Genomic DNA, 18,992 nt, shown 5'->3' on the forward strand with positions numbered 1-18,992 from the left:
AGAACGAGGGTCTCGCCATGCTGGGTTGGGCTGTCACTTTCCTCGTCGTGGCCCTGGTGGCCGCGCTGTTCGGGTTCGGCGGCATCGCCGGCACGGCGGTCGAGGCCGCCAAGCTCATCTTCTTCGTCGCCGTCGTGCTCTTCGCCATCTCGGCCGTGGTCGGCCTGATGCGGGGCCGTTCGCCCACGCTCTGACGTCGCCAGACAGCGATCGTCGAGAGATGGTATCCCGGTAAGGTGATGCGCCGTCCCTCCCGCGGGGGACGGCGTCGTCGCGAGACGGGTCAGGATTCCGCGTCGGGTCTCTCCCGGGCCGCGCTGCGCTCCAACTCGGCGATGAGATCGACGAAGCGGTCCGGAATAGGCTGCTGCATCAGTTCGTCATACATGGCACGCAGGTGCGAGCCGATGCGCCCCTGCACGTTGCGGTCGAGGGCGGGCTGCTCGGGCCCGGCGGCGGCACCATCCTCGTCCAGGGGCGCCCGCGGGCCCTTGCCTTCGCTCATACCATTCCCCTTCGCCCGTCCTGGACACGCGGACAGAGCGATGCCATGGCGCCCGGTATGCCGGGTCGCGCGCTTGCGGCGACAACGCACGCCGACGCAGTCAGTTCCGCACCGCACCGGAACGAACACGTCTGCACGGCGTTGAAGCGTGAGGGCCGACGCGCGAACGACAACACCAAGGGGACCTGAATGTCGACAGCACAACTCGTGGTGCAGCACCTGCCCTACCTGCGCCGCTACGCGCGCGCCCTCACGGGCAGCCAGGTGGCGGGCGATGCCTACGTGGCCGCGACGCTCGAAACGCTCGTGAACGAACCCGAGACCCTCGGGCGCAGCACCAACGTCAAGGCCGACCTGTTCCGCGTCTTCACCCGGATCTGGAATTCGCTCTCTGTCAACGGCCAGACCGAGCAGACCCAGCACGACCTGCCGGCCGAGGTGCGCCTGGGCCAGATCACACCGCTGCCGCGCCAGGCCTTCCTGCTCTCCTGCCTCGAAGGCTTCTCCGAGGAGGACGCCGCCACCATCCTGGGCGTCGACGTCTCGGAGGTCCGCGACCTCGTCGACGAGGCCGGCCGCGAGCTCGCCGCCGACATGGCGACCGAGATCCTGATCATCGAGGACGAGCCGCTGATCGCCATGGACCTCGAGGCTCTGGTCGAGGGGCTGGGCCACAACGTCACCGGCGTCGCCCGCACCCGCACCGAGGCGGTCAAGCTCGCTTCCACCAAGCGCCCGGGCCTGATCCTCGCCGACATCCAGCTCGCCGACGGCTCGTCGGGCCTCGACGCGGTCAACGACCTCCTGAAGTCGTTCGAGGTGCCGGTGATCTTCATCACGGCCTATCCGGAGCGCTTCCTCACCGGCGAGCGGCCCGAGCCGGCCTTCCTCATCGCGAAGCCGTTCCAGCCCGCCAACGTCTCGGCGGTGATCAGCCAGGCTCTGTTCTTCCAGCAGAGCGCCCGCCGCCGCGAGGCCCGCGCGAGCGCCTGACGCCGCTTGATATCGCGCGCCGTGAGATCCGAGGCCCCGGGGCCCGCCGCGAGGCGGGTGCCGGGGCTTCGCTGTTTTCGGAGTCGCATATCAAGGAACCGCCCGGCCGCGCCTCGCGAACCGACGCTCGCTCAGTGACCCTCCCCCTTTCCCGGACGACTGAAGCGTCAGCGGAAGGAGATCCGGGATCCAGCGCAAGAAGTCGCGAAGCGCCCCTGTGTCTGTACGTTGCAAATATGGAGCCGCTTCGCGGCACGTCTCCCCTGGATCCCGGATCTCCTTCCGCTCTCGCTTCGGTCGTCCGGGAAAGGGAGGTGACTCGTGAGGGGCGTCGGTCCTTGCTGCGCCCGATGCTTGCCTGCGCTCGAGACGGTCCTACACCCGATACTTCCCGTTCCGCTTGACCAGCACGGTCGTGCCCACCGGCACGCGGTTATAGAGATCGACCACGTCCTCGTTGAGCATGCGCACGCAGCCCGAGGACATCTGCTCGCCGATGCTCCAGGGCTCGTTGGTGCCGTGGATGCGGAACAGAGTGTCGCGGCTGCCCTGGTAGAGGTAGAGCGCGCGGGCGCCGAGCGGGTTGTCGACGCCGCCCTTGCGCGAGCGCGGCAGGTCGGGGTTGAGGCTGACCATCTTGGCGGTCGGCCCCCAATCGGGCCAGACGCCCTTGCGGCCGACCGTGGCGGTGCCCTTCCACGAAAAGCCGAGCTTGCCGACGCCGACGCCGTAGCGCATCGCCTGGCCCCCGTCCTGCACGAGGTAGAGGAACCGCTCGTCGATATCGACCACGACGGTGCCGGGCTTCTCCAGGCCCGTATAGGCGACGGTCTGGCGCCGGTATTTCGGATCCATCCGGCTGCGGTCGACCAGCGGTACGTCGTAGGGCTGGTCGGGCATGCTGCCGATGTACCAGGCCGCGTCCGGATCCAGAGCCGCGACGTTCGCGGGCCCGCGGGCGTTGCAGGCCGCGAGCGGCAGCCCGGCGAGGAGGGCGAGGACGAGACGGCGCGGCGGCATGCGGGCGTGACCTGTCGGCAAGGGATGATGTCCCATGCCTAGCCGCTCCCGGGCGCACAGGTTGTGTCCTCCCGGACTCAACCCCAGGGAAACGAGGTGGCGAGAATCAGGCCGCCGCCATCCAGGGCATCGCCGCGGCCGCGACCAGGCGGCGGATCTCGGCGGCCGGCATCGGCCGGCTGAACAGGAAGCCCTGCATCTCGCCGCAGCCGCTGCGGCGCAGGGCGGCGAGCTGTCCTCGCGTCTCGACGCCCTCCGCCAGGGTGGTGATGCCGAGGCTCGCGCCCAGCCCGATCACCGCCTGCACGATCGCGACGGCCGCGGCCTCGCGGCCGAGCGCAGCGGTGAAAGACCGGTCGATCTTGATCGCGTCGAACGGGAACGCCCGCAGGTAGCTCAGCGAGGCGTAGCCGGTGCCGAAATCGTCGATGGCGATGCGCAAGCCGAGGCCGCGCAGCCGGTGCAGCACCGCCAGGTTGGCCTCGGTCTCCTCCAGCAGCACCTGCTCGGTGATCTCGAGTTCGAGCCGGGCCGGGTCGAGGCCCGACTCGCGGAGCGCCCGCGCCACGGTGCCGACGAGGTCGGGAGTGCGGAACTGCGCCGGCGAGAGGTTGACGGCAACCCGCACGCCCTCCGGCCAGCCGGCGGCCTCGCGGCAGGCCTGATGCAGCACCCATTCGCCCAGGGGTGCGATCAGCCCGGTCTCCTCGGCAACCGGGATGAACGCGCCCGGCGGGACGAAGCCCCGCTCCGGGTGATGCCAGCGCAGGAGCGCCTCGCAGCCCGTCACCGCGAGGCTGCCGGCGGCGACGAGGGGTTGGTAATGCACCTCCAGCGCCCCGGCGGCGATGGCCGCGCGCAGGTCGCGCTCCAGGGCGCGGCGGCCTTGCAGGGCCGCGTCCATGGCGGGCTCGAACAGGCGCTGGGTGCGCCGCCCGTCGGCCTTGGCGGCGTAGAGCGCGGTGTCGGCCTTGCGCAGGAGCCCGTCGGGATCGTCGCCGTGCTCGGGGGCGAGCGCGATGCCGATGCTGACCCCGATCGCGACGTCCTGGCCTTCGAGGGTGAAGGGCCGGGCCAGAGCCGCGATGATCCGGTCGGCGAGGGCGGCGAGCGCCTCCCGCCCCGCATCCTTGAGGATCGCGAACTCGTCGCCGCCGAGCCGCGCCACCAGCCCCTCGGGCCCGAGGCAGGCGCGCAGGCGCCCAGCGACCTCGCGCAGCAGCGCGTCGCCGGCCGGGTGGCCGGCGGTGTCATTGACGAGCTTGAAGTGGTCGAGGTCGAGCATCAGCAGGCCGGTGCCGGAGATTGCCGCCTCGGCCAGCCGCTGATGGAACAGGACCCGGTTCGGCAGCCCGGTCAGGGCGTCGTGATGGGCCATGTGAGCGATGCGCTGCTCCGCCCGGCGCTGCTCGGTCACGTCGACGCAGGCGGTCAGGGTGGCGCTGCGGCCCTCGAACGGGATCGGGCCGGAGAAGACCTCGACGTCGATCAGGCTGCCGTCCCGGCGGCGGTGGCGCTGGGACGGGCCGGACGCCTCCGGCGCCACGAGATCGCCGGCCGAGAGACCTATAAAATCCTCGCGCGGGAAGCCGTAATGGCCGGTGGCGGCGTCGTTCACCGCCAGCACCGCCCCGTCCTCGCCCGACAGCCACATCGGCACCGGGTTGTGCTCGAACAGCAGGCGGGCCGAGGCCTCCCGCGCCTTCAGGTCGCCGATATCGGTGAGGGTGACGCCGAGCAATTCGCCGATCGCCGCGATCTCGATGCGCAGGTGCAGCAGGCTGCCGTCGGGCCGCGGATAGGAGCCTTCGAAGCTGCTCGTCGTGCCCGCGAGGGCCGCCACCAGGCGCTCCAGGGTCGCCGAGCCCCTGAGATGCGGCAGCAATGTCGTCAGGCGCTGCCACTGTGCCGTCTCGACGGTGGCGCGCAGCATCGTGGCGGCGGCGGCGTTGAGGGCGAGGACCCGGAAATCCTGCACCGCGCCGCCCGCGTCGCGGAGCGCCGTCGCCGCCACCATGCCCTGGCGGGTCGAGCGAAAGAGGGTCTTGAGGAGGTTCGTCCGCGCCGTCTCGCCGGACAGGCACAGCAGCACCAGGCGCTCGCTCCTCCGCGTCGCGAGGGGCAGGCCGAGCATCCCGGTGGTGTAGGCGACGCCGCCCGACACCCGGGCGCACGGACCCTGGACCGGCTTGGCCGCGGTCAGCGCGTCGCCGACGATCTCGCGCAGGGATTGCGCGAGCCCGCCCGGTAGGTCGTCGAGGGCGAGGCCCGACCCCGCGCGGCCGAGCCAGGCCTCGAACGCCTCGCCGACCCAGAGCAGGTGCGGGCGCTCGGGCGGCCCGCCGACCAGGGCGGCGCGGCTCGCCAAGCGGCCGAGATTGCCGAGGACCAGGTCCTCGTAGGCCGGCATCCCGCCTGCGGTGGCCCGGGCGGAACGCCAGCGGTGCAGCAGCCTCTCGGTGCCGTCGCGCGTCGCCTTCCCGCTCATTCCATCCGATCCGCATTCGTCACGTCACGGTGCTAGCGCTCGCGGGACTTCTGGGAGGTTAAACTCAGCCGGCTACATGATGGATTGGCAGGTTTCGGGCGAAGCTACGGCACGGACGCTAGGGAAGCGGACGGTCGTGGTGTCGTCGGGCGCGGCCATCGACCATCGGCCGCGCCTTGTTGTCCGGCGGATCCGCCTCCGATCCGCCGGACGACGAATTATCCCAACGCCACCTCGATCAGGAACGGTCCCCGCCGGCCGAGCGCGCCCTTCAGCGTGTCGACGAAGTCTGGGAGGGTCTCGACCCGGCGCGCCTCGACGCCGTAGCCCTTCGACAGGCTCACCCAGTCGATCGGAGGATCGTCGAGGGTCAGCATGTCGATCGCCTTCCGGCCCGGATTGGCGCCGACATTGGTCAGCTCGTGGCGCAGGATCGCGTAGGAGCGGTTGGCCCAGATCAGCGTCACCACGTCGAGGCGCTCGCGCGCCTGGGTCCACAAGGCCTGGGCGGTGTAGAGGGCGCTGCCGTCGGCCTGGAGCGAGATCACCTTGCGGTCGGGGCAGGCCACCGCGGCGCCGGTCGCCATCGGGATGCCGAGCCCGATCGCGCCGCCGGTGAGCTGGAGCCAGGTATGGGGCGCCGCCGCGTGGGTAGAGGGAAAGAAGGCGCGCCCCGTCGTCACCGATTCGTCGCAGACGATCGCGCCCTCGGGGATCAGCGCGCCGAGCACCCGGGCGATCGAATCCTGGTCGAGGGCGCCGGTGCTCGGCAGGTCGGGCCGGGAGAGCGGCGGCAGCGGCGCCTCGGCCGGCGCGCCGACCGCCTCGGCGAGGCGTGCGAGCGCGTCGATCTGGTCCTGCTCCGGCGTCGCGAGGGCGAAGACGTCGCAGGTCGGCGGAGCGAGCGCGCTCGGCTTGCCCGGATAGGCGAAGAACGCCACCGGCAGGGTCGCGCCGACGAGGATCACGTGCTTGTAGGGCGCCAGCACCTCCCGGGCCGGATCGACCGGATAGGGCAGGCGCTCGATCGGCACCGTGCCGGCGCCGCGGTCGATGCGGGCGTTCGAGGTCATCGCGAGCAGCTTCGCGCCGGTCTTCTCGGCGATGCGGGCGGCGATGCGCCGGCCTTCGCCGCGCACCGCCTGGTCGCTGAGATGCAGGAGCACCGGCTCGCCGCTGCGCAAAGCCGCGACCGCGTGGGCGATCGCCTCGTCGCTCGCCCGCGGGCGCTCCGGGATCGGGGGGAGGGGCGCGATGCCGGAGCCCTCCTCCCAGGCGGTGTCGGCGGGCAGGATCAGCGTCGCGACGCCGCCCGGCGCGGTGCGGGCGGCGACGATCGCGTCGGCCCCGTCCGCCGCCACCGCCTTGGCGCTCAAGCCCGTGCGGACCCAGGCCGAGACCGGGCCGGCGAGCCCCTCGATGTCGGAGGTCAGCGGCGCGTCGAAGGCGCGGTGATAGGTGGCGTGCTCGCCCACGATGTTGACGAGCGGCGAGCGGGCGCGGCGCGCATTGTGCAGGTTGGCGATGCCGTTGCCGAGGCCGGGCCCGAGATGCAGCAGCGTCGAGGCCGGCTTGTCGGCCATGCGGGCATAGCCGTCGGCGGCGCCGGTGGCGCCGCCCTCGAACAGGCACAGCACCGCCCGCATCCCCTCGACCCGGTCGAGGGCGGCGACGAAGTGCATCTCCGAGGTGCCCGGATTGGTGAAGCACACCTCCACGCCCCCCGCCACCAGGGTGCGCACCAGGCTCTCGGCCCCGTTCATCGCCATCGGCGTCTCCTCATCCGGCGGGCCTCTGGGTGGCCCGGTTCGGGTTTGCGGTATGGTGATAGGGGATTTCGCGGCGGGGTGTGAGGGCGTGGGGGACATGGGTGGGCGCCGTGAGTCCGGCGTCGCAATGACATTCCGTAAGGGCAATGATAGGCTGGGCGAGGGCGCGATCACGCCCGATCGCTCATGCACGAGCCGGCCTCGGATGGACGACCTGGACGACGATGTCACCGTTCCCTTCCCGCTCGAGTTCATGGTCCGGGCGACACCTCGTTCACTTCAATCCTCCAGCAAGGCGAAGGAAGCCTGGAAATCGATGGTCGGCGAGGTGGTCAGGGACAGGATCGCAGCGCGCCGGGAATTCACTTTTCTCGACAGGCGGCCCCTCTCGGTCACGATCTTCTACTTTCCGCCCGCGCCCATGCAGGGTGACGTCGACAACATCGTGAAACCCATCCTCGACGGCATGTGGGGCATCGTCTATCCGGACGATCAGGTCGTCGAGAGGGTGATCGTGCAGAAGTTTGAGCCAGGCGTGTATGTCGAGTTCAGCTCTCTCACGGACACGCTTCAGCGAGCCATCGCCGCGGACCGCCCGGTTGTCTACGTGATGGTCGATGACGGTACCGGTTGGAGGCGAGTGCCATGACGGTTCAATTCTCGTCCGACGACGATCTTGCCCGCCAGACACGGCGCCTGCTGGAGAGCCTGAAGACGGACGCGGACCGTCGCGGCTGGACGTTCCATGCGCCGCCGCCGAAGGCGGCGATCCCCGACTTCGCGGAGGATTACGAGCCCGACGCCCTGATCATCACGCCGGATGGCGGCGTGATGATCGCGATCACGACGCGGAGCAGCCTCGCCCGCAACACGCGGCTGGCCGAGATCGCCCAGAGGGTGTCCGAGCAACCCGGATGGTCGTTTCGCATCTTCTACGCGAACACGTCCGACCCTCCCGAACCGTCGGCTCCTCCGTCGACAGTCGAGGAGATCGCGTCCGGCATCACCGAGGTCCGCGCCCTGGACGAAACCGGCCACGAGCGCGCCGCGCTGCTGCTGGGTTGGGCGACCCTGGAAGCCATCGCCCGCCTGGTCATGGACCGGCACGGCATGGGTCCTGCGCGACCCCTCTCGCCGATCCAGGCGGTGCAGGTCCTGGTTCAGGAAGGCTATCTCGACGACGAGGACGCCCGTCGGTTGCGGTCGCTGGCGCGGGTCCGGAACGAGATCGTGCATGGTGGATTGGGCACGGCGATCTCGCGCAGGGACGTCACCGGGTTGATCGAGGATCTGGAGGCGATGGCGGGCGCTCTTCGGCAGGCTGCGTAGCTCGGGAGCTCCGGGCACCGATGCAGACGGCCGAATCACGACCTCGAGCCTCGATGCGGCTCCCGGCGAAGCAGCACCGCAACCTCCCCACCCCTAGCACGTTCGTTGCACCGTGCGGCGGGCGCTCGAGCGCCCGGTGGAGACCCCGATGAAGCTGTTCCAGTGCCAGTCCTGCGGCAATATCCTGTATTTCGAGAACCGGAGCTGCCAGCGCTGCGGCCATCGCCTGGCCTACCTGCCGGAGACGCGCACGCTCTCGGCGCTGGAGCCCGCCGGGGGCGAGGACTGGACGCCGCTGGCTGTTCGCGACCGGCCGAGCCGGTTCTGCGCCAACGCGGTGCACGATGCCTGCAACTGGCTGGTGCCGCCGGGCTCAGGGGACGCGTTCTGCCTCGCCTGCCGCCACAACGGCACGATCCCGGACGTCTCGAACCCGGAATATCTCGCCAAGTGGCGCGAGATGGAGTTCGCCAAGCACCGGCTGTTCTACAGCCTGCTGCGCTGGAACCTGCCGCTCAAGACCCGCGCCGAGGATCCCGAGCACGGGCTGATCTTCCACTTCCTGGCCGACCCGCCCGAGAACCAGGGCCCGAAGGTGATGACCGGCCACGACAACGGCGTCATCACCATCGCCCTCGTCGAAGCCGACGATGCCGAGCGCGAGAAGCGCCGGCGCCAGATGGGCGAGCCCTACCGCACGCTCCTCGGCCACTTCCGCCACGAGGTCGGGCACCATTACTGGGACCTCCTGGTGCGCGATGCCGGCCGGCTGGAGGCCTGCCGGGCGGTGTTCGGCGATGATTCGCAGGATTACAACGCGGCGCTCCAGCGGCATTACGAGCAGGGCACGCCGGCGAACTGGCAGGAGAGCTACGTCTCGGCCTATGCCACCACCCATCCGTGGGAGGATTTCGCCGAGACCTGGGCGCATTACCTGCACATCGTCGACACGCTGGAGATGGCGAGCGCCTTCGGCATGCAGGTCCACCCGCTGCTCGATGCCGGCGGCGAGCTCGCCGCGCGGATCGACTTCGACCCCTACGAGGCGCAGAGCATCGAGCAGATCGTGGCGGCTTGGCTGCCCTTCGTCTTCGCCCTCAACAGCGTCAACCGGGCGATGGGCCAGGGCGACCTCTACCCCTTCGTGCTGGCACCGCCGGTGATCGCCAAGCTCGGCTTCATCCACAACCTCGTCCATGGAACGATCTGATGGGAACGGTCTGAGGCGCGCGCGCTGACGCAAGGGCGCTCCGACCCCCGCCCCGGCCGTAGCGTCCACGGCCGGGGCGGTCCATGATGGGGCAACGCGCCCGACGAACCGGGCCGGTCCGCCTGCCACCGGCAGGCCCAGGAGGGACGCCGAATGAAGCTCGCCAGCCTCAAGCACGGCCGCGACGGCCGCCTCGTCGTGGTCTCGCGCGACCTGACCCGCGCCACCGACGCCTTCATCGTGGTGCCGACCCTGCAGCAGGCCCTCGACGACTGGGAGCGGTTCGCCCCCGCGCTCGGTGCCCTGGCCGAGCAGCTCGAGCACGGCTCGGTGCCCTCGTTCCGCTTCCACGAGCACGATTGCGCCGCCCCCCTGCCGCGGGCCTATGCCCGCCGGCATGCCGCCGCCTGGCCGGGCTATCCGGCGCTCCTGCGCCAGGCCGCGGGCGCCGAGGCGCCGGCCGGCGAGGCGGGGGCCCTGGCGCCCGCCGCCTCCGACGGGTTCCTCGGCCCCCGCGCCCCCCTGAGCCTCGACGATCCGGCCGCCTCCCTCGACCTCTCGGCCGGAATCGCGGTGATCACTGGCGACCTTCCCCGCGGCGCTGACGCCGCGGCGGCCGCGGAGGCGGTCCGGCTGGTGACGCTGGTGGCGGAGGTGATCCGCCACGACCGCCTGCGCCCGGACGGGCTCGACCTCGACGGGGCGGAGGCGCCGGCTTTGGCCGCCAGCCTCGCGCCGGTGGTGGTGACCCCCGACGAACTCGGGGATGCCTGGCGGGACGGCAGCCTGCACCGGCCGCTGCTGGTCAGCCGCAACGGCAAGGCCCTCGGCTGCCCCGAGGCCGGGGCCGATCTAGGGCGCGGCCTCGTCGCCCTGGTGGCGGAGGCGGCGCGGCACCGGCCGCTCGGCGCCGGCACCCTCGTCAGCGCCGGTCCGGTCTCGAACCGCGGCATCGATGGCGGCCCCGGCCGCGCCGTCGCCGAGGGCGGGGCCGGCTATGCCTGCCTCGCCGAGGCCCGCGCCGCCGAGGCCCTGACCGGTGGCTGGGTCCGCACGCCCTACCTCGCGGCCGGCGACCGCCTGCGGATCGAGATGAAGGATGCCGGCGGGCACTCGATCTTCGGGGCGATCGAGCACGACGTCGCCTGACGTAAGGCACGACCGGCGCGGCGCCAGACGGCTGCGCCGGTCACGTGATGCAACCGGTAAGTGAAGGGCGCCGCGTGTGCGTGTACTGGCGCGAATACGTTAGGAGTTTTTTCGCGATCGTCGCGCAGAACCGGGCGGTGTTGGCTGCTTGTGCCCTGGAAAACAACTTTCAATAGAAGTTGATCCAGGCACAACCTGGATGATGTTCCGCCCCGACGATGCGTCCGTGCCCGGATCCCGGCCCGCGACTCGCCCGCTTTCGGCGCTGCCGGAGCGGCGCGGTCGGCGTGCTGTTCGGCGTGCTGCTGCCGATCCTGGCGATGGGGGCGGTCGGCGTCGCCGAGCTTGCCGAAGTGATGCAGGCGAAGGCGAGGCTCCAGCGCAACGTCGACGCGGCGGCGATCCAGGGTGCGGGCGAGTTCGGCGTCGACCGGTCGGCCGCCACGACGGAGCGCACGCGCCTCTACGCCGACGCGATGGCCGAGCCCCTGCGCCTGCGCTGGACAATCGCCTCGACCGCGACGGTCGAGGCCACGTCGCGCACCGTGACGGTGCGCCAGAGCGCCAACCGCGCCTCGTTCTTCGGCAACCTGCTGCCGCCGGGCGGCTGGACCATCGCCGCCACCGCGACGGCGATCCGCACCGCGCGAAAACCCCTCTGCGTGCTCGGCACGCGCGGGGGCGGTCCGCTCGATGCCGGGCAGGACAGCATCGCGCTCCAGACCAGCTCCGCGATCACCGCGAGCGACTGCCTTGTCCAGAGCAATGCCAATCTGACCGCCGGCCCGGGCACCGCGCTGTCGGCCGGCGAGACGCGCGCCGTCGGCAGCGCCGCCGGGCCGATCCGGCCGGCCCCGGTGACCGACGCGCCGCCGATGACCGATCCGTTCGCGGCGATGCGGCTCGACGCGCCGTCGCTCCTGTGCGACTCGCTCTCGCTCAGCCTCGGCTCCGGCACGTTCCGCCTCGAGCCCGGCGTGCATTGCGGCGCCATCGCGCTGCTGGGCAACGCCAACATCGTGCTGGCGCCGGGCGACCATTACTTCGTCGGCCCGGGCCTCAGCGTCGGCGGCAACGCCACGATCACCGGCAGCGACGTCGTGGTCATCCTCAAGGGGCTGCTGACGGCGCAGGTCACTGGCAGCGCCGTGCTGCAGCTCGAAGGCCGCAAGAGCGGGCCCTATGCCGGCTTCGTGCTGATCACCGACCGCAGCTATCTCGGCGACGTCGAGATCTCGACCAGCAACGCCCGCAAGCTCGTCGGCACGGTCTACCTGCCGAATGCGAGCCTCACGGTGAGCGGCACCAACAACCGGATCGCCGACCAGTCGCCCTGGACGGTGGTGGTGGCGCGCACGATCCGCACCCTGGGGAGCGCCAACCTGGTGATCAATGCGGGCTACGCCGCCTCCAGCGTGCCGGTGCCGGCCGGGGTCGGCCCGCAGAAGGACCGGCCGGTCCGCCTGTCACAGTGAAGCTCCTCGCGGCGACAGCCGGTGCCGGTGCGGAACCTCCGGCGCGCGACCCGGATTTGTCCTTGAGGCCGCGACCCGCATGGAACACCGACGATGCCGGAGACCGAGATCCTCCCCGAACTCGTGCCCGAGGTGCCGGAGACGGTCGTCCGTCCGGCCATCCACCTCGACCACTGCGTGATCCACGTCTCGGACTGGGAGCGCTCCACCGCCTTTTACCGCGACGTCCTCGGCGCCGAAATCATCCCGGTCGGGCGCGGCTACGCCTACCGCTTCGGCGGCGTGCAGCTGAACTGCCATGGACCGGGCCAGATCGGCGAGCCGCGGGCCCAGGTCCCGGTGATGCCCGGCAACAGCGACCTCTGCTTCCGCTGGCACGGCCCGATCGAGGAGGCTATCGTCCATCTCGAAAGCCACGGCGTGCCGGTCGAGCTCGGGCCGGTGCCGCGCCACGGCGCGGTCGGCGAGGGAATCAGCGTCTATTTCCGGGATCCGGACGGGTCGCTGATGGAGTTCATCACCTACCCAGCCACCTGACGCCGTAGATCATCGCACAACCACAATGTGATCGTGCGATGATCTCTTCTTTGATTTTGCCGCATTTCCTGCGACGAGCCGGTATCCACTTCGTCGGAAAATGCTTTTACAGCCCCGAAACCAGATGCCCGCCATCGACCGGCAGCGTCGCCCCAGTCATCCAGCCGGAGGCGTCGCTGGCGAGCAGCAGGAAGGCGCCGTCGAGGTCCTCCGGGCGGCCGAGGCGGCGCATCGGTATGCGCTTGAGCATCGCCTGGCCGGACGGCGTCTCGAAGAAGTCGCGGTTGATGTCGGTGCCGATATAGCCCGGGGCCAGGGCGTTGACCCGGATGCCGTAGCGGGCCCATTCGAGGCCGAGCGCCTGGGTCATCTGCACCACGCCGGCCTTCGACACCGTGTAGGGACCGACGCCGCCGGAGACCCGGAGCCCCAGGATCGACGCGACGTTGACGATGACGCCGCCGCGGCCGGCATCGCGCCAGGCCCGGGCGGCGGTGGTCGACACCGCCCAGACCCCGCGCAGGTTGGTGTCGATCACCCGGTCGAAGGTCGCGATGTCGACGTCGATCGCCGCGCCGCCCTCGGCGATGCCGGCATTGTTGACCACCACGTCGGGCAGGGCGTGCAGGGCCGCGAAGGCGGCCGTCACCGAATCCGGGTCGGCGACGTCGAGGGCGACCGCCCGGGCCTCGGGCGCGCCGGCGGCTTCCAGGTCCCGCACCAGGGCGTCGAGCTTCTCCTTGCGCCGCGCCGCCACCGTGACGCTGGCGCCGCACCCGGCGCAGAGCCGGGCGAAATGGTCGCCGAGCCCGCTCGAGGCCCCGGTGACGAGGACGTGGCGGCCTCTCAAGCCGGCTGCGAGATCCATGGCGCTCCCCCGAATCGATTGGGTCGGGCATGCCTCGTTCATGGGCACGCCTCGGTCGTGTCGTGTCTCAGCCGGTCCGCGTCTGGGCGAGCTGCTGGTTGGTCATCTCGAGGCGGTGAGCGAGCTCGCGCATCACCGCGATGGCGATCTGCGGGAACTGGCTCAGGAGTTCGAGGAAGACCCGCCGGTCGATGCGGAGCGCCGTCGTCGGCACCACCGCGGTCACGGTGGCGGAGCGCGGCTGGTCGGCCAGGATGCCCATCTCGCCGACGAGGGCGTTGGCGCCGAGCAGCGCCAGGCGGATCGGCCCCTGCGGCCCGTCGAGCGTGACGGCCGCCTCGCCCTCGAGGATCAGGTAGGCCGCATCCGCCGCGTCGCCCCGGTCGAAGAAGCGCTGCCCGTCGGCGAAATGCACCCGCTCGCTGGTGAAGGCGAGCAGCTTCAGGCGGGCCGGATCCACCTCGCGGAACATCGGCACTTGGCGCAGCGACTGCACCTCGGTCTCAAGCGTCATGCCTTCACATCCTGCTCGACGCGCGCCGGTTCCGGCCCCGTCTCGTCCTCGGCGCGTGCGGAGACTGCCGCAGCCGGCGCCGCAACGCCAGCCCCCGCCGGCGCCTCCGCACCGGAAGCTTCGCTGTCGGTCCGGGAGGTTTCGTCCCCACTGGGGGAGGGCTGAACTGCTGCGGGCGTCTCGGGCCCGTGGATCTGCGTGCCTGCGGCCCGCAGCACCAGGGCGAACCGGTCGGCGACGCGGTCGTTCGGCAGCACTGCCACGAGGCTGTTCTCGCGCCCGTACCGCTCCAGCAGCAGGCCGAGCACCGTGCGGGCGCGGTTCTCGCCCATCGGCGACAGGGCGCCGTCGAGGACGAGCAGGTCCGGCCGGCGGATCAGTGCCCGCACCAGGCTCACCACCGCCCGCTGCGCGCTCGACAGGAAGCGCCCCTCCGGGCCGACCTGATGGTCGAGCCCGACCCGGGTGATGGCGGGGGCGAGCTGCATCTCCTGCACCAGGGCGGTGCCGGTCGCCGTCACGGTCTCGACGGCGTCGGCGACCGACTGGTTGATGCGGCCGAACAGCAGGTTGTCGCGCAACGGCGCGGCGGCGCAGACCTGATCGGGATCGTAGAAGTCGACGCCCCCCATCCCGGCCTCGTCGAGGGCGGCGCGCAGCTCCGCCCGCGCCGCGACCAGCCGCTCGCGAAACGCGTCGTCGATCAGGCCGAGGCGGTGGCGGGGCTCGATATAGGCGAGCGGCAGGGCGATGAGCCGGGTCGCGTCGGCCGAGCCGTAGCGGCCGAGCCCGATCCAGCGCCGCCGGATCCGGTTGAGCCTGCCGCCACCGTGGCGCTCGGCGGAGGCCTCGGTGGCGGTGCGGCGGGCGAGGATCGCCTCGAATTCCGGCAGCTCGTCGGCGGAGAGGAAGGAGAACTGCTCGAACAGCGGGTGCCCGCTCGGCAGGCCGCGGAAGATCTCCAGCATCGTGGCGGCGATCCGCTCGCCCATGGTGACGAGGTCGTCGGCGAGCCCGGTGCGGTCGAGGACGAGGCGCACCACCGCGTGCTCGGCGAGCGCCCGCCCGGTCAGCGCCGTGGTGGTCGGCACGCCGAAGAGCAGGTTCTCGGCCACCGTCGCCTGCCGGTTGTAGCGGGCAGGGTCGAACGGCTCGACGAGGTTCGCGTGCCCCTCCGCCGCCAGGCGCTCGCGGAAGGCAATCCGCGCCTCGATCAGCCGGGCGGCGAGGTCCGGATGGCGCTCGGGATCGACCTGCCCTAGGAGGCCGAAGCGGTAGACCTCCTCGCCCATGCCGATGCGGGTGAGCCAGTCGAGGATCAGGGCGTCGAGGGCGGCGGCGTCGGCGACGCCGGCCTGGGCGTAGTCGATCCAGTCGGCCGGGAATGGCTCGACCGGGTTGCCGGTGCGGCGGGCCTCGGCGAGCACCTTCGCGTCGGCGGCGGCGCCCTCGGGCGGCCGGCGGTTGAGGCCGTAGACGATGTTGTCGCGCAGCGAGCCCGGGAACAGGATCGGGTCGACCCCCGCATAGGCGATGCGCCGGGTCAGCGCCGCGCCGGACCATTCCGCGAGGTCGTGGCCCTCGAGGGTGATCCGCCCCGCGGTCGGCACCGTGCGCCGCGCCAGCACCCGCGCGAAGGTCGAGGCGGCGGGACCGCCGTCGCTGACGATGCCGACGAGCGCCGGAAGGGCTAACGAGAGGGAGACGTTGGCGAGCACCGGCCCGTGCGGCTCCTGGACGCCGACGCCCTCGGCGGCGAGCCGCCCGCACAGCGAGTCGTCGCGGCCCGGTGCGTCGAGCCCGAGCAGCCGCTCGGGCAGGAATTGCTGCAGCACCTGCTCGTACTTCACCTGCACGTCGAGGCGCTGCTGGTCCCAGTCGATCAGCTCCTTCAGCGGCGGCGGAAGGTCACGATAGGCGGCGATCACCGCGACGAGCTGGCCGATGCTGAGCTGCCCTTTGAGCGCGAAGTAGCCGCCGATGCAGTAGAACAGGAACGGCGTCATCTGCGCGAGCAGGTTGTTCAGGAACTTGACCATGAACTTGCGCCGGTAGATGCGCAGGCGCAGGTCGAACAGCCCGCCGAGGCGATGGCCGATCTCGGCCCGCTCCCAGGCCTCGGCCCCGTTGGAATGGACCGCCGCGATGCCGTCCACCACCTCGCCGACCCGGCCGGCGAGGCGGCGCGAGGCGAGCTGGCGCTGGCGCCCGAGGCGCAGCAATTCGCGCCGCAGGCGCGGGATCACCACGAACTGCACCCCGACGACGCCGGCGGCCAGCAGCCCGAGCCAGACGTTCTGGAGCAGGATGAACGCCATCGCGGTGGCGGCCTGGGTGCCGAGGAAGGCCGGCAGGATGTAGGCGTCACCGATGAAGCCGCCGATCGGCTCGACCTCGTCGCGGATGATCGTCGCGACCTCGGAGGCCTTGGTGTGGCGCAGCGCGTCGGGCGAGAAGCGCATGATCAGCGAGAACAGCTGGAACCGCAGGCGCCGCAGCATGCGCTCGCCGAGCGCCCCCTTGGCCACGTTGATCCAGTACTTGAAGGCGCCGTTGATCAGCACCAGCAGCAGGAACATCGACGAGAGCCCGAACAGCAGCTCGAACCGGTCGACGTCGAAGCCGGAGAACAGCGCGATGTCGTGGCCGAACCAGTCCGGCATCTGCAGGCGCAGGACCAGGAACTTGGCGGTCTCGTTGCCCTTCTCGAAGGCGTGGCCCTGGATCGCCTCGTTGACGATGCGCCGCGGCAGGTCGAGGGAGGCGAAGTAGAGCGGCAGCGACGACAGCACGACGGCGCAGATCAGGATCTGGTCGCGCTTCGAGTGGCGCCAGATGTAGCGGAACAGGCTGCGGTCGAGGCCGCCCGCGGCGTCGCCGGCCTCAGGATCGTTGCCGGACCGGGCGGCGATCGACGCCGCCTGGTCTTGCGCTTGGTCTTGCGCCCGATCTGGTGCCTGGTCCCGCCCGGCGGCGCGGTCCCCGCGCCCGGCGGACGGGGCTCCGCCCGCCGCCGGAGCGATGCCGCCGCCCGTCCGCTCCGCCGCTTCCGCCCCGCCGCTCATGCCGGTCCGCCGTTCCGGATCCCGCCCGGATCCTGTCTGCCTGTGTAGAGGGCCGGAGCGGGACTGGAAACTGTGGCTGCGCCCGTGCGCGCCGGCCGGATCCGGATCAATCCCGCCGGGTGTACTCCTTGCGGGTGGTCAGGCCGCCGATCGGCTCGTCGCCGAACTGGCGGTTGGGCTGGGGCGAGTCGCCCGGCTCCTCGGTCGTGGTCGGGTGCGGGCTGCCCTCCTCGGCCGGCATCGGCGGCGGGGCGGCGCGGTTGGGCGCAGGCGCGGTCTCGGGATGGGCGGCGGCCTCGGGGCTCACCATGGTCTTGTTGGTCATCGGCTGCTCCGGGAGCGTGCGATGCGGCGGGCGGCCGCAGGCCGCTCCACCGCGGAGTCCGGGGCGAACGCCGGCCCACCCTCCCGGTTCCGCCCCGCGGCGGCGCCTGCCGGCAGGTTTCCCCGGGGAGGCGCGGTGTTAGCGCAAGTCACCGGCGACATCCGGGGGCGGGCGGCGCCACGGAGGGCTTGCCTGTACTGCCCCGAATCGGGACCATCTCTCCGCCGGCCCGCATGCGTGGCAGGAACCATCATTTCCGCTGAAGGTTGTCCGGACTGAGAACACGGCCAAGGAGGCAAACATGGCAACCGGAAACTCCACCTCGAAGCGCGGCTTCGCATCCATGGATTTGGAGCGGCAGCGCGAGATCGCCAGCAAGGGCGGCCGCTCGGTGCCGGCCGAGAAGCGGTCCTTCTCGCAGGATCGCGAACTGGCCTCGTCGGCCGGCCGCAAGGGCGGTCAGGCCTCGGGCACGGGTCGCGCCACCGACGAGTGAGGCGTGCCGGCGCTGAGCCGGCGGAGGAACGCCCGGCCGGACCGGGCCGCAGGCGCAAGGCCTTGCGGATACGTTGAGACCCACACTCATGCGCCGGAGGGAGACCATCTCGCCTCCGGCGCATCAGCATGGGCCGTCACGGTAGCGTTCGGACACGACGAAGCACCCCGGGGCGCCACCGCGCCCGGGGTGCTTCGTCGTTCGCCGCGTCAGGCGGCGAGCGGCCGCGCCGTGACGACGAGGTTGCGCCGTGCCAGGTGGTGGCAGACCACGTCATCGACCGGCCGCACGGCCGTGACGCCGGCGAGCAGGCTGGCGAGCCGGTCGGCATCGGGTTCGACGTGGGTGCCGTCGCGATGGATCCGCTCCGGAGCCGGCGGCTGAGGCGAGGGCACCTCGTATTCGCGCAGATCGATCATGATGGGCGTCCGTTGGCGTCGAAGGGGCTCGTCAGAGCGTCGCGTGGGAGAGGCCGGCCGGCACGATGTCGCCGGCATCCGCCAGGCAGCGGCTCGGCAGCAGGCGGCGGGCCTCGTGGCCGGCGAGCCCGCTGATCGCGCCCTCGCAGCCCTCGGGCATCCGCCGCACGGCCTGGCCCGCGGGGGCCGGGTCGCGCTGCGCCACCGGGGCGCCGGCACGCTCGCGCACCGTCACGTGGGGGATCGCGGCGTCGCGCGCGACCAGCGTCGTGTTGCGGGTGGAATCGGCCTGGTAGACGACGTCGCCGGCGGCGTTGCGCAGGGTGACCTTGGCGGCGCCGAGCCCGGTGATCTCGACCGCCACCGGAACCTGCGCCTTCGCGGCCGGCCGGACCGGCGCGAGACGGTCGCCCTTGATCGCCGCCTGCTCGACGGCCGGGCGGGCGACCGCGCCGACGGAATGCTCGATCAGCGGCTGGCCGACCAGGGCGAGGAACGCGGCCGGGACCGTAATGCCGAGGAAGAAGTGCGGGCGGAGCATACGCGAGGCCCTCGCGGCGAAGCTTGAGAATGCTTCCTTAACGCGGATCCTCGCCAAGTAGTTCCCGCGGGGGTGCCGGCGCGGGACAGTTCATGGCGCGAATGCGAGGGACCCCGTCAACCTCCCGTTAACCGCGGGTAGAGCGGCAGGCTCGGCGATAAGGCGCGGCAATTCCGCCACAGGCAACGAAAAAGGATCAATGCGTCCGGCGCCGCGGAACCATTCCGTCGGGATTCCCGTTGATGTTGCAACCCGGCCACCTGGTCCTCCCCGCATTCCCCTTGTGCAT

General features: G+C 71.5%; 19 protein-coding genes. 9 read left to right on the forward strand and 10 right to left on the reverse strand.

Annotated elements, in window-relative coordinates; genetic code table 11:
- The first annotated feature begins 17 nt into the window (after window positions 1-17).
- Window positions 18-194, forward strand: coding sequence for a DUF1328 domain-containing protein (locus ABZT49_RS21680; RefSeq protein WP_048429091.1), 177 nt, complete (start codon window positions 18-20; stop codon window positions 192-194).
- A gap of 89 nt (window positions 195-283) precedes the next feature.
- Here ABZT49_RS21680 and ABZT49_RS21685 read toward each other — a convergent pair whose 3' ends face one another.
- On the reverse strand, window positions 284-505 hold the full coding sequence (locus tag ABZT49_RS21685) for a NepR family anti-sigma factor (RefSeq protein ID WP_355288857.1): 222 nt from the start codon (window positions 503-505) through the stop codon (window positions 284-286).
- A gap of 189 nt (window positions 506-694) precedes the next feature.
- Between ABZT49_RS21685 and ABZT49_RS21690 the strand changes: the two genes are divergently transcribed.
- On the forward strand, window positions 695-1,498 hold the full coding sequence (locus ABZT49_RS21690; protein ID WP_048429093.1) for a response regulator: 804 nt from the start codon (window positions 695-697) through the stop codon (window positions 1,496-1,498).
- 375 nt (window positions 1,499-1,873) lie between these two features.
- On the opposite strand, the gene ABZT49_RS21695 is transcribed toward ABZT49_RS21690, so the two are convergent.
- The 3 genes from ABZT49_RS21695 to ABZT49_RS21705 all read right to left on the reverse strand — a co-directional run bounded on the left by ABZT49_RS21695 (window position 1,874) and on the right by ABZT49_RS21705 (window position 6,775).
- On the reverse strand, window positions 1,874-2,518 hold the full coding sequence (locus tag ABZT49_RS21695) for a L,D-transpeptidase (RefSeq protein WP_355288859.1): 645 nt from the start codon (window positions 2,516-2,518) through the stop codon (window positions 1,874-1,876).
- 106 nt (window positions 2,519-2,624) lie between these two features.
- On the reverse strand, window positions 2,625-5,006 hold the full coding sequence (locus ABZT49_RS21700) for an EAL domain-containing protein (protein WP_355288860.1): 2,382 nt from the start codon (window positions 5,004-5,006) through the stop codon (window positions 2,625-2,627).
- A 218-nt stretch (window positions 5,007-5,224) separates the two neighbouring features.
- Window positions 5,225-6,775 carry an acetolactate synthase large subunit gene (locus ABZT49_RS21705; RefSeq protein WP_355288862.1) on the reverse strand — a complete coding sequence of 517 codons (1,551 nt, stop codon included), beginning with the start codon at window positions 6,773-6,775 and terminating at the stop codon, window positions 5,225-5,227.
- 205 nt (window positions 6,776-6,980) lie between these two features.
- Between ABZT49_RS21705 and ABZT49_RS21710 the strand changes: the two genes are divergently transcribed.
- The 6 genes from ABZT49_RS21710 (at window position 6,981) to ABZT49_RS21735 (ending at window position 12,475) form a co-directional block, all read left to right on the forward strand.
- On the forward strand, window positions 6,981-7,424 hold the full coding sequence (locus ABZT49_RS21710) for a RusA family crossover junction endodeoxyribonuclease (RefSeq protein ID WP_355288864.1): 444 nt from the start codon (window positions 6,981-6,983) through the stop codon (window positions 7,422-7,424).
- On the forward strand, window positions 7,421-8,104 hold the full coding sequence (locus tag ABZT49_RS21715; protein WP_355288866.1) for a hypothetical protein: 684 nt from the start codon (window positions 7,421-7,423) through the stop codon (window positions 8,102-8,104). The genes ABZT49_RS21710 and ABZT49_RS21715 overlap by 4 nt, the downstream gene beginning before the upstream one ends.
- Window positions 8,105-8,252: 148 nt before the next feature.
- A complete protein-coding gene (locus tag ABZT49_RS21720; RefSeq protein ID WP_355288868.1) occupies window positions 8,253-9,314 on the forward strand; it encodes a putative zinc-binding peptidase in 1,062 nt (353 codons plus the stop codon).
- A 153-nt stretch (window positions 9,315-9,467) separates the two neighbouring features.
- Window positions 9,468-10,463, forward strand: a complete 996-nt coding sequence (locus ABZT49_RS21725; RefSeq protein WP_355288870.1) for a fumarylacetoacetate hydrolase family protein — start codon at window positions 9,468-9,470, stop codon at window positions 10,461-10,463.
- Window positions 10,464-10,681: 218 nt separating this feature from the next.
- Window positions 10,682-11,938, forward strand: coding sequence for a TadE/TadG family type IV pilus assembly protein (locus tag ABZT49_RS21730; protein WP_355288872.1), 1,257 nt, complete (start codon window positions 10,682-10,684; stop codon window positions 11,936-11,938).
- Window positions 11,939-12,031: 93 nt separating this feature from the next.
- On the forward strand, window positions 12,032-12,475 hold the full coding sequence (locus ABZT49_RS21735; protein ID WP_355288874.1) for a VOC family protein: 444 nt from the start codon (window positions 12,032-12,034) through the stop codon (window positions 12,473-12,475).
- Between the two features lie 106 nt (window positions 12,476-12,581).
- Here ABZT49_RS21735 and ABZT49_RS21740 read toward each other — a convergent pair whose 3' ends face one another.
- From ABZT49_RS21740 to ABZT49_RS21755, 4 genes are all read right to left on the reverse strand, one after another.
- Entirely contained in the window at window positions 12,582-13,343 is a 762-nt protein-coding gene (locus tag ABZT49_RS21740) for an SDR family oxidoreductase (protein ID WP_355288875.1), read from the reverse strand.
- A 67-nt stretch (window positions 13,344-13,410) separates the two neighbouring features.
- Entirely contained in the window at window positions 13,411-13,857 is a 447-nt protein-coding gene (locus tag ABZT49_RS21745) for a Crp/Fnr family transcriptional regulator (RefSeq protein ID WP_093569017.1), read from the reverse strand.
- Window positions 13,854-16,922: an ABC transporter transmembrane domain-containing protein gene (locus ABZT49_RS21750; RefSeq protein WP_355288877.1), complete on the reverse strand. Its 3,069-nt coding sequence runs from the start codon at window positions 16,920-16,922 to the stop codon at window positions 13,854-13,856. The genes ABZT49_RS21745 and ABZT49_RS21750 overlap by 4 nt, the downstream gene beginning before the upstream one ends.
- A gap of 106 nt (window positions 16,923-17,028) precedes the next feature.
- Complete coding sequence (locus tag ABZT49_RS21755; protein WP_109970362.1) at window positions 17,029-17,247, reverse strand: hypothetical protein; 219 nt, start codon at window positions 17,245-17,247, stop codon at window positions 17,029-17,031.
- A gap of 301 nt (window positions 17,248-17,548) precedes the next feature.
- Here ABZT49_RS21755 and ABZT49_RS21760 point away from each other — a divergent pair, with 301 nt between their 5' ends.
- Window positions 17,549-17,743 carry a KGG domain-containing protein gene (locus ABZT49_RS21760; RefSeq protein WP_355288879.1) on the forward strand — a complete coding sequence of 65 codons (195 nt, stop codon included), beginning with the start codon at window positions 17,549-17,551 and terminating at the stop codon, window positions 17,741-17,743.
- Between the two features lie 209 nt (window positions 17,744-17,952).
- Here the strand turns inward: ABZT49_RS21760 and ABZT49_RS21765 are convergent, their stop codons facing one another.
- Together ABZT49_RS21765 and ABZT49_RS21770 are read right to left on the reverse strand one after the other, a co-directional pair.
- Window positions 17,953-18,162: a hypothetical protein gene (locus tag ABZT49_RS21765; protein WP_355288881.1), complete on the reverse strand. Its 210-nt coding sequence runs from the start codon at window positions 18,160-18,162 to the stop codon at window positions 17,953-17,955.
- A 31-nt stretch (window positions 18,163-18,193) separates the two neighbouring features.
- The gene (locus ABZT49_RS21770; protein WP_355288883.1) at window positions 18,194-18,703 is read right to left on the reverse strand and encodes a hypothetical protein; all 510 of its coding nucleotides are present in this window, start codon (window positions 18,701-18,703) and stop codon (window positions 18,194-18,196) included.
- Window positions 18,704-18,992 lie beyond the last annotated feature (289 nt).

Source organism: Methylobacterium sp. EM32 (assembly GCF_040593685.1).
In the GTDB taxonomy this organism is placed as follows: domain Bacteria; phylum Pseudomonadota; class Alphaproteobacteria; order Rhizobiales; family Beijerinckiaceae; genus Methylobacterium.

Coding starts and splice junctions, on each gene's coding strand:
- ABZT49_RS21680 (WP_048429091.1), top strand. CDS start 18: ATGCTGGGTTGGGCTGTCACTTTCCTCGTCGTGGCCCTGGTGGCCGCG.
- ABZT49_RS21685 (WP_355288857.1), bottom strand. CDS start 505: ATGAGCGAAGGCAAGGGCCCGCGGGCGCCCCTGGACGAGGATGGTGCC.
- ABZT49_RS21690 (WP_048429093.1), top strand. CDS start 695: ATGTCGACAGCACAACTCGTGGTGCAGCACCTGCCCTACCTGCGCCGC.
- ABZT49_RS21695 (WP_355288859.1), bottom strand. CDS start 2,518: ATGCCGCCGCGCCGTCTCGTCCTCGCCCTCCTCGCCGGGCTGCCGCTC.
- ABZT49_RS21700 (WP_355288860.1), bottom strand. CDS start 5,006: ATGAGCGGGAAGGCGACGCGCGACGGCACCGAGAGGCTGCTGCACCGC.
- ABZT49_RS21705 (WP_355288862.1), bottom strand. CDS start 6,775: ATGGCGATGAACGGGGCCGAGAGCCTGGTGCGCACCCTGGTGGCGGGG.
- ABZT49_RS21710 (WP_355288864.1), top strand. CDS start 6,981: ATGGACGACCTGGACGACGATGTCACCGTTCCCTTCCCGCTCGAGTTC.
- ABZT49_RS21715 (WP_355288866.1), top strand. CDS start 7,421: ATGACGGTTCAATTCTCGTCCGACGACGATCTTGCCCGCCAGACACGG.
- ABZT49_RS21720 (WP_355288868.1), top strand. CDS start 8,253: ATGAAGCTGTTCCAGTGCCAGTCCTGCGGCAATATCCTGTATTTCGAG.
- ABZT49_RS21725 (WP_355288870.1), top strand. CDS start 9,468: ATGAAGCTCGCCAGCCTCAAGCACGGCCGCGACGGCCGCCTCGTCGTG.
- ABZT49_RS21730 (WP_355288872.1), top strand. CDS start 10,682: ATGCGTCCGTGCCCGGATCCCGGCCCGCGACTCGCCCGCTTTCGGCGC.
- ABZT49_RS21735 (WP_355288874.1), top strand. CDS start 12,032: ATGCCGGAGACCGAGATCCTCCCCGAACTCGTGCCCGAGGTGCCGGAG.
- ABZT49_RS21740 (WP_355288875.1), bottom strand. CDS start 13,343: ATGGATCTCGCAGCCGGCTTGAGAGGCCGCCACGTCCTCGTCACCGGG.
- ABZT49_RS21745 (WP_093569017.1), bottom strand. CDS start 13,857: ATGACGCTTGAGACCGAGGTGCAGTCGCTGCGCCAAGTGCCGATGTTC.
- ABZT49_RS21750 (WP_355288877.1), bottom strand. CDS start 16,922: ATGAGCGGCGGGGCGGAAGCGGCGGAGCGGACGGGCGGCGGCATCGCT.
- ABZT49_RS21755 (WP_109970362.1), bottom strand. CDS start 17,247: ATGACCAACAAGACCATGGTGAGCCCCGAGGCCGCCGCCCATCCCGAG.
- ABZT49_RS21760 (WP_355288879.1), top strand. CDS start 17,549: ATGGCAACCGGAAACTCCACCTCGAAGCGCGGCTTCGCATCCATGGAT.
- ABZT49_RS21765 (WP_355288881.1), bottom strand. CDS start 18,162: ATGATCGATCTGCGCGAATACGAGGTGCCCTCGCCTCAGCCGCCGGCT.
- ABZT49_RS21770 (WP_355288883.1), bottom strand. CDS start 18,703: ATGCTCCGCCCGCACTTCTTCCTCGGCATTACGGTCCCGGCCGCGTTC.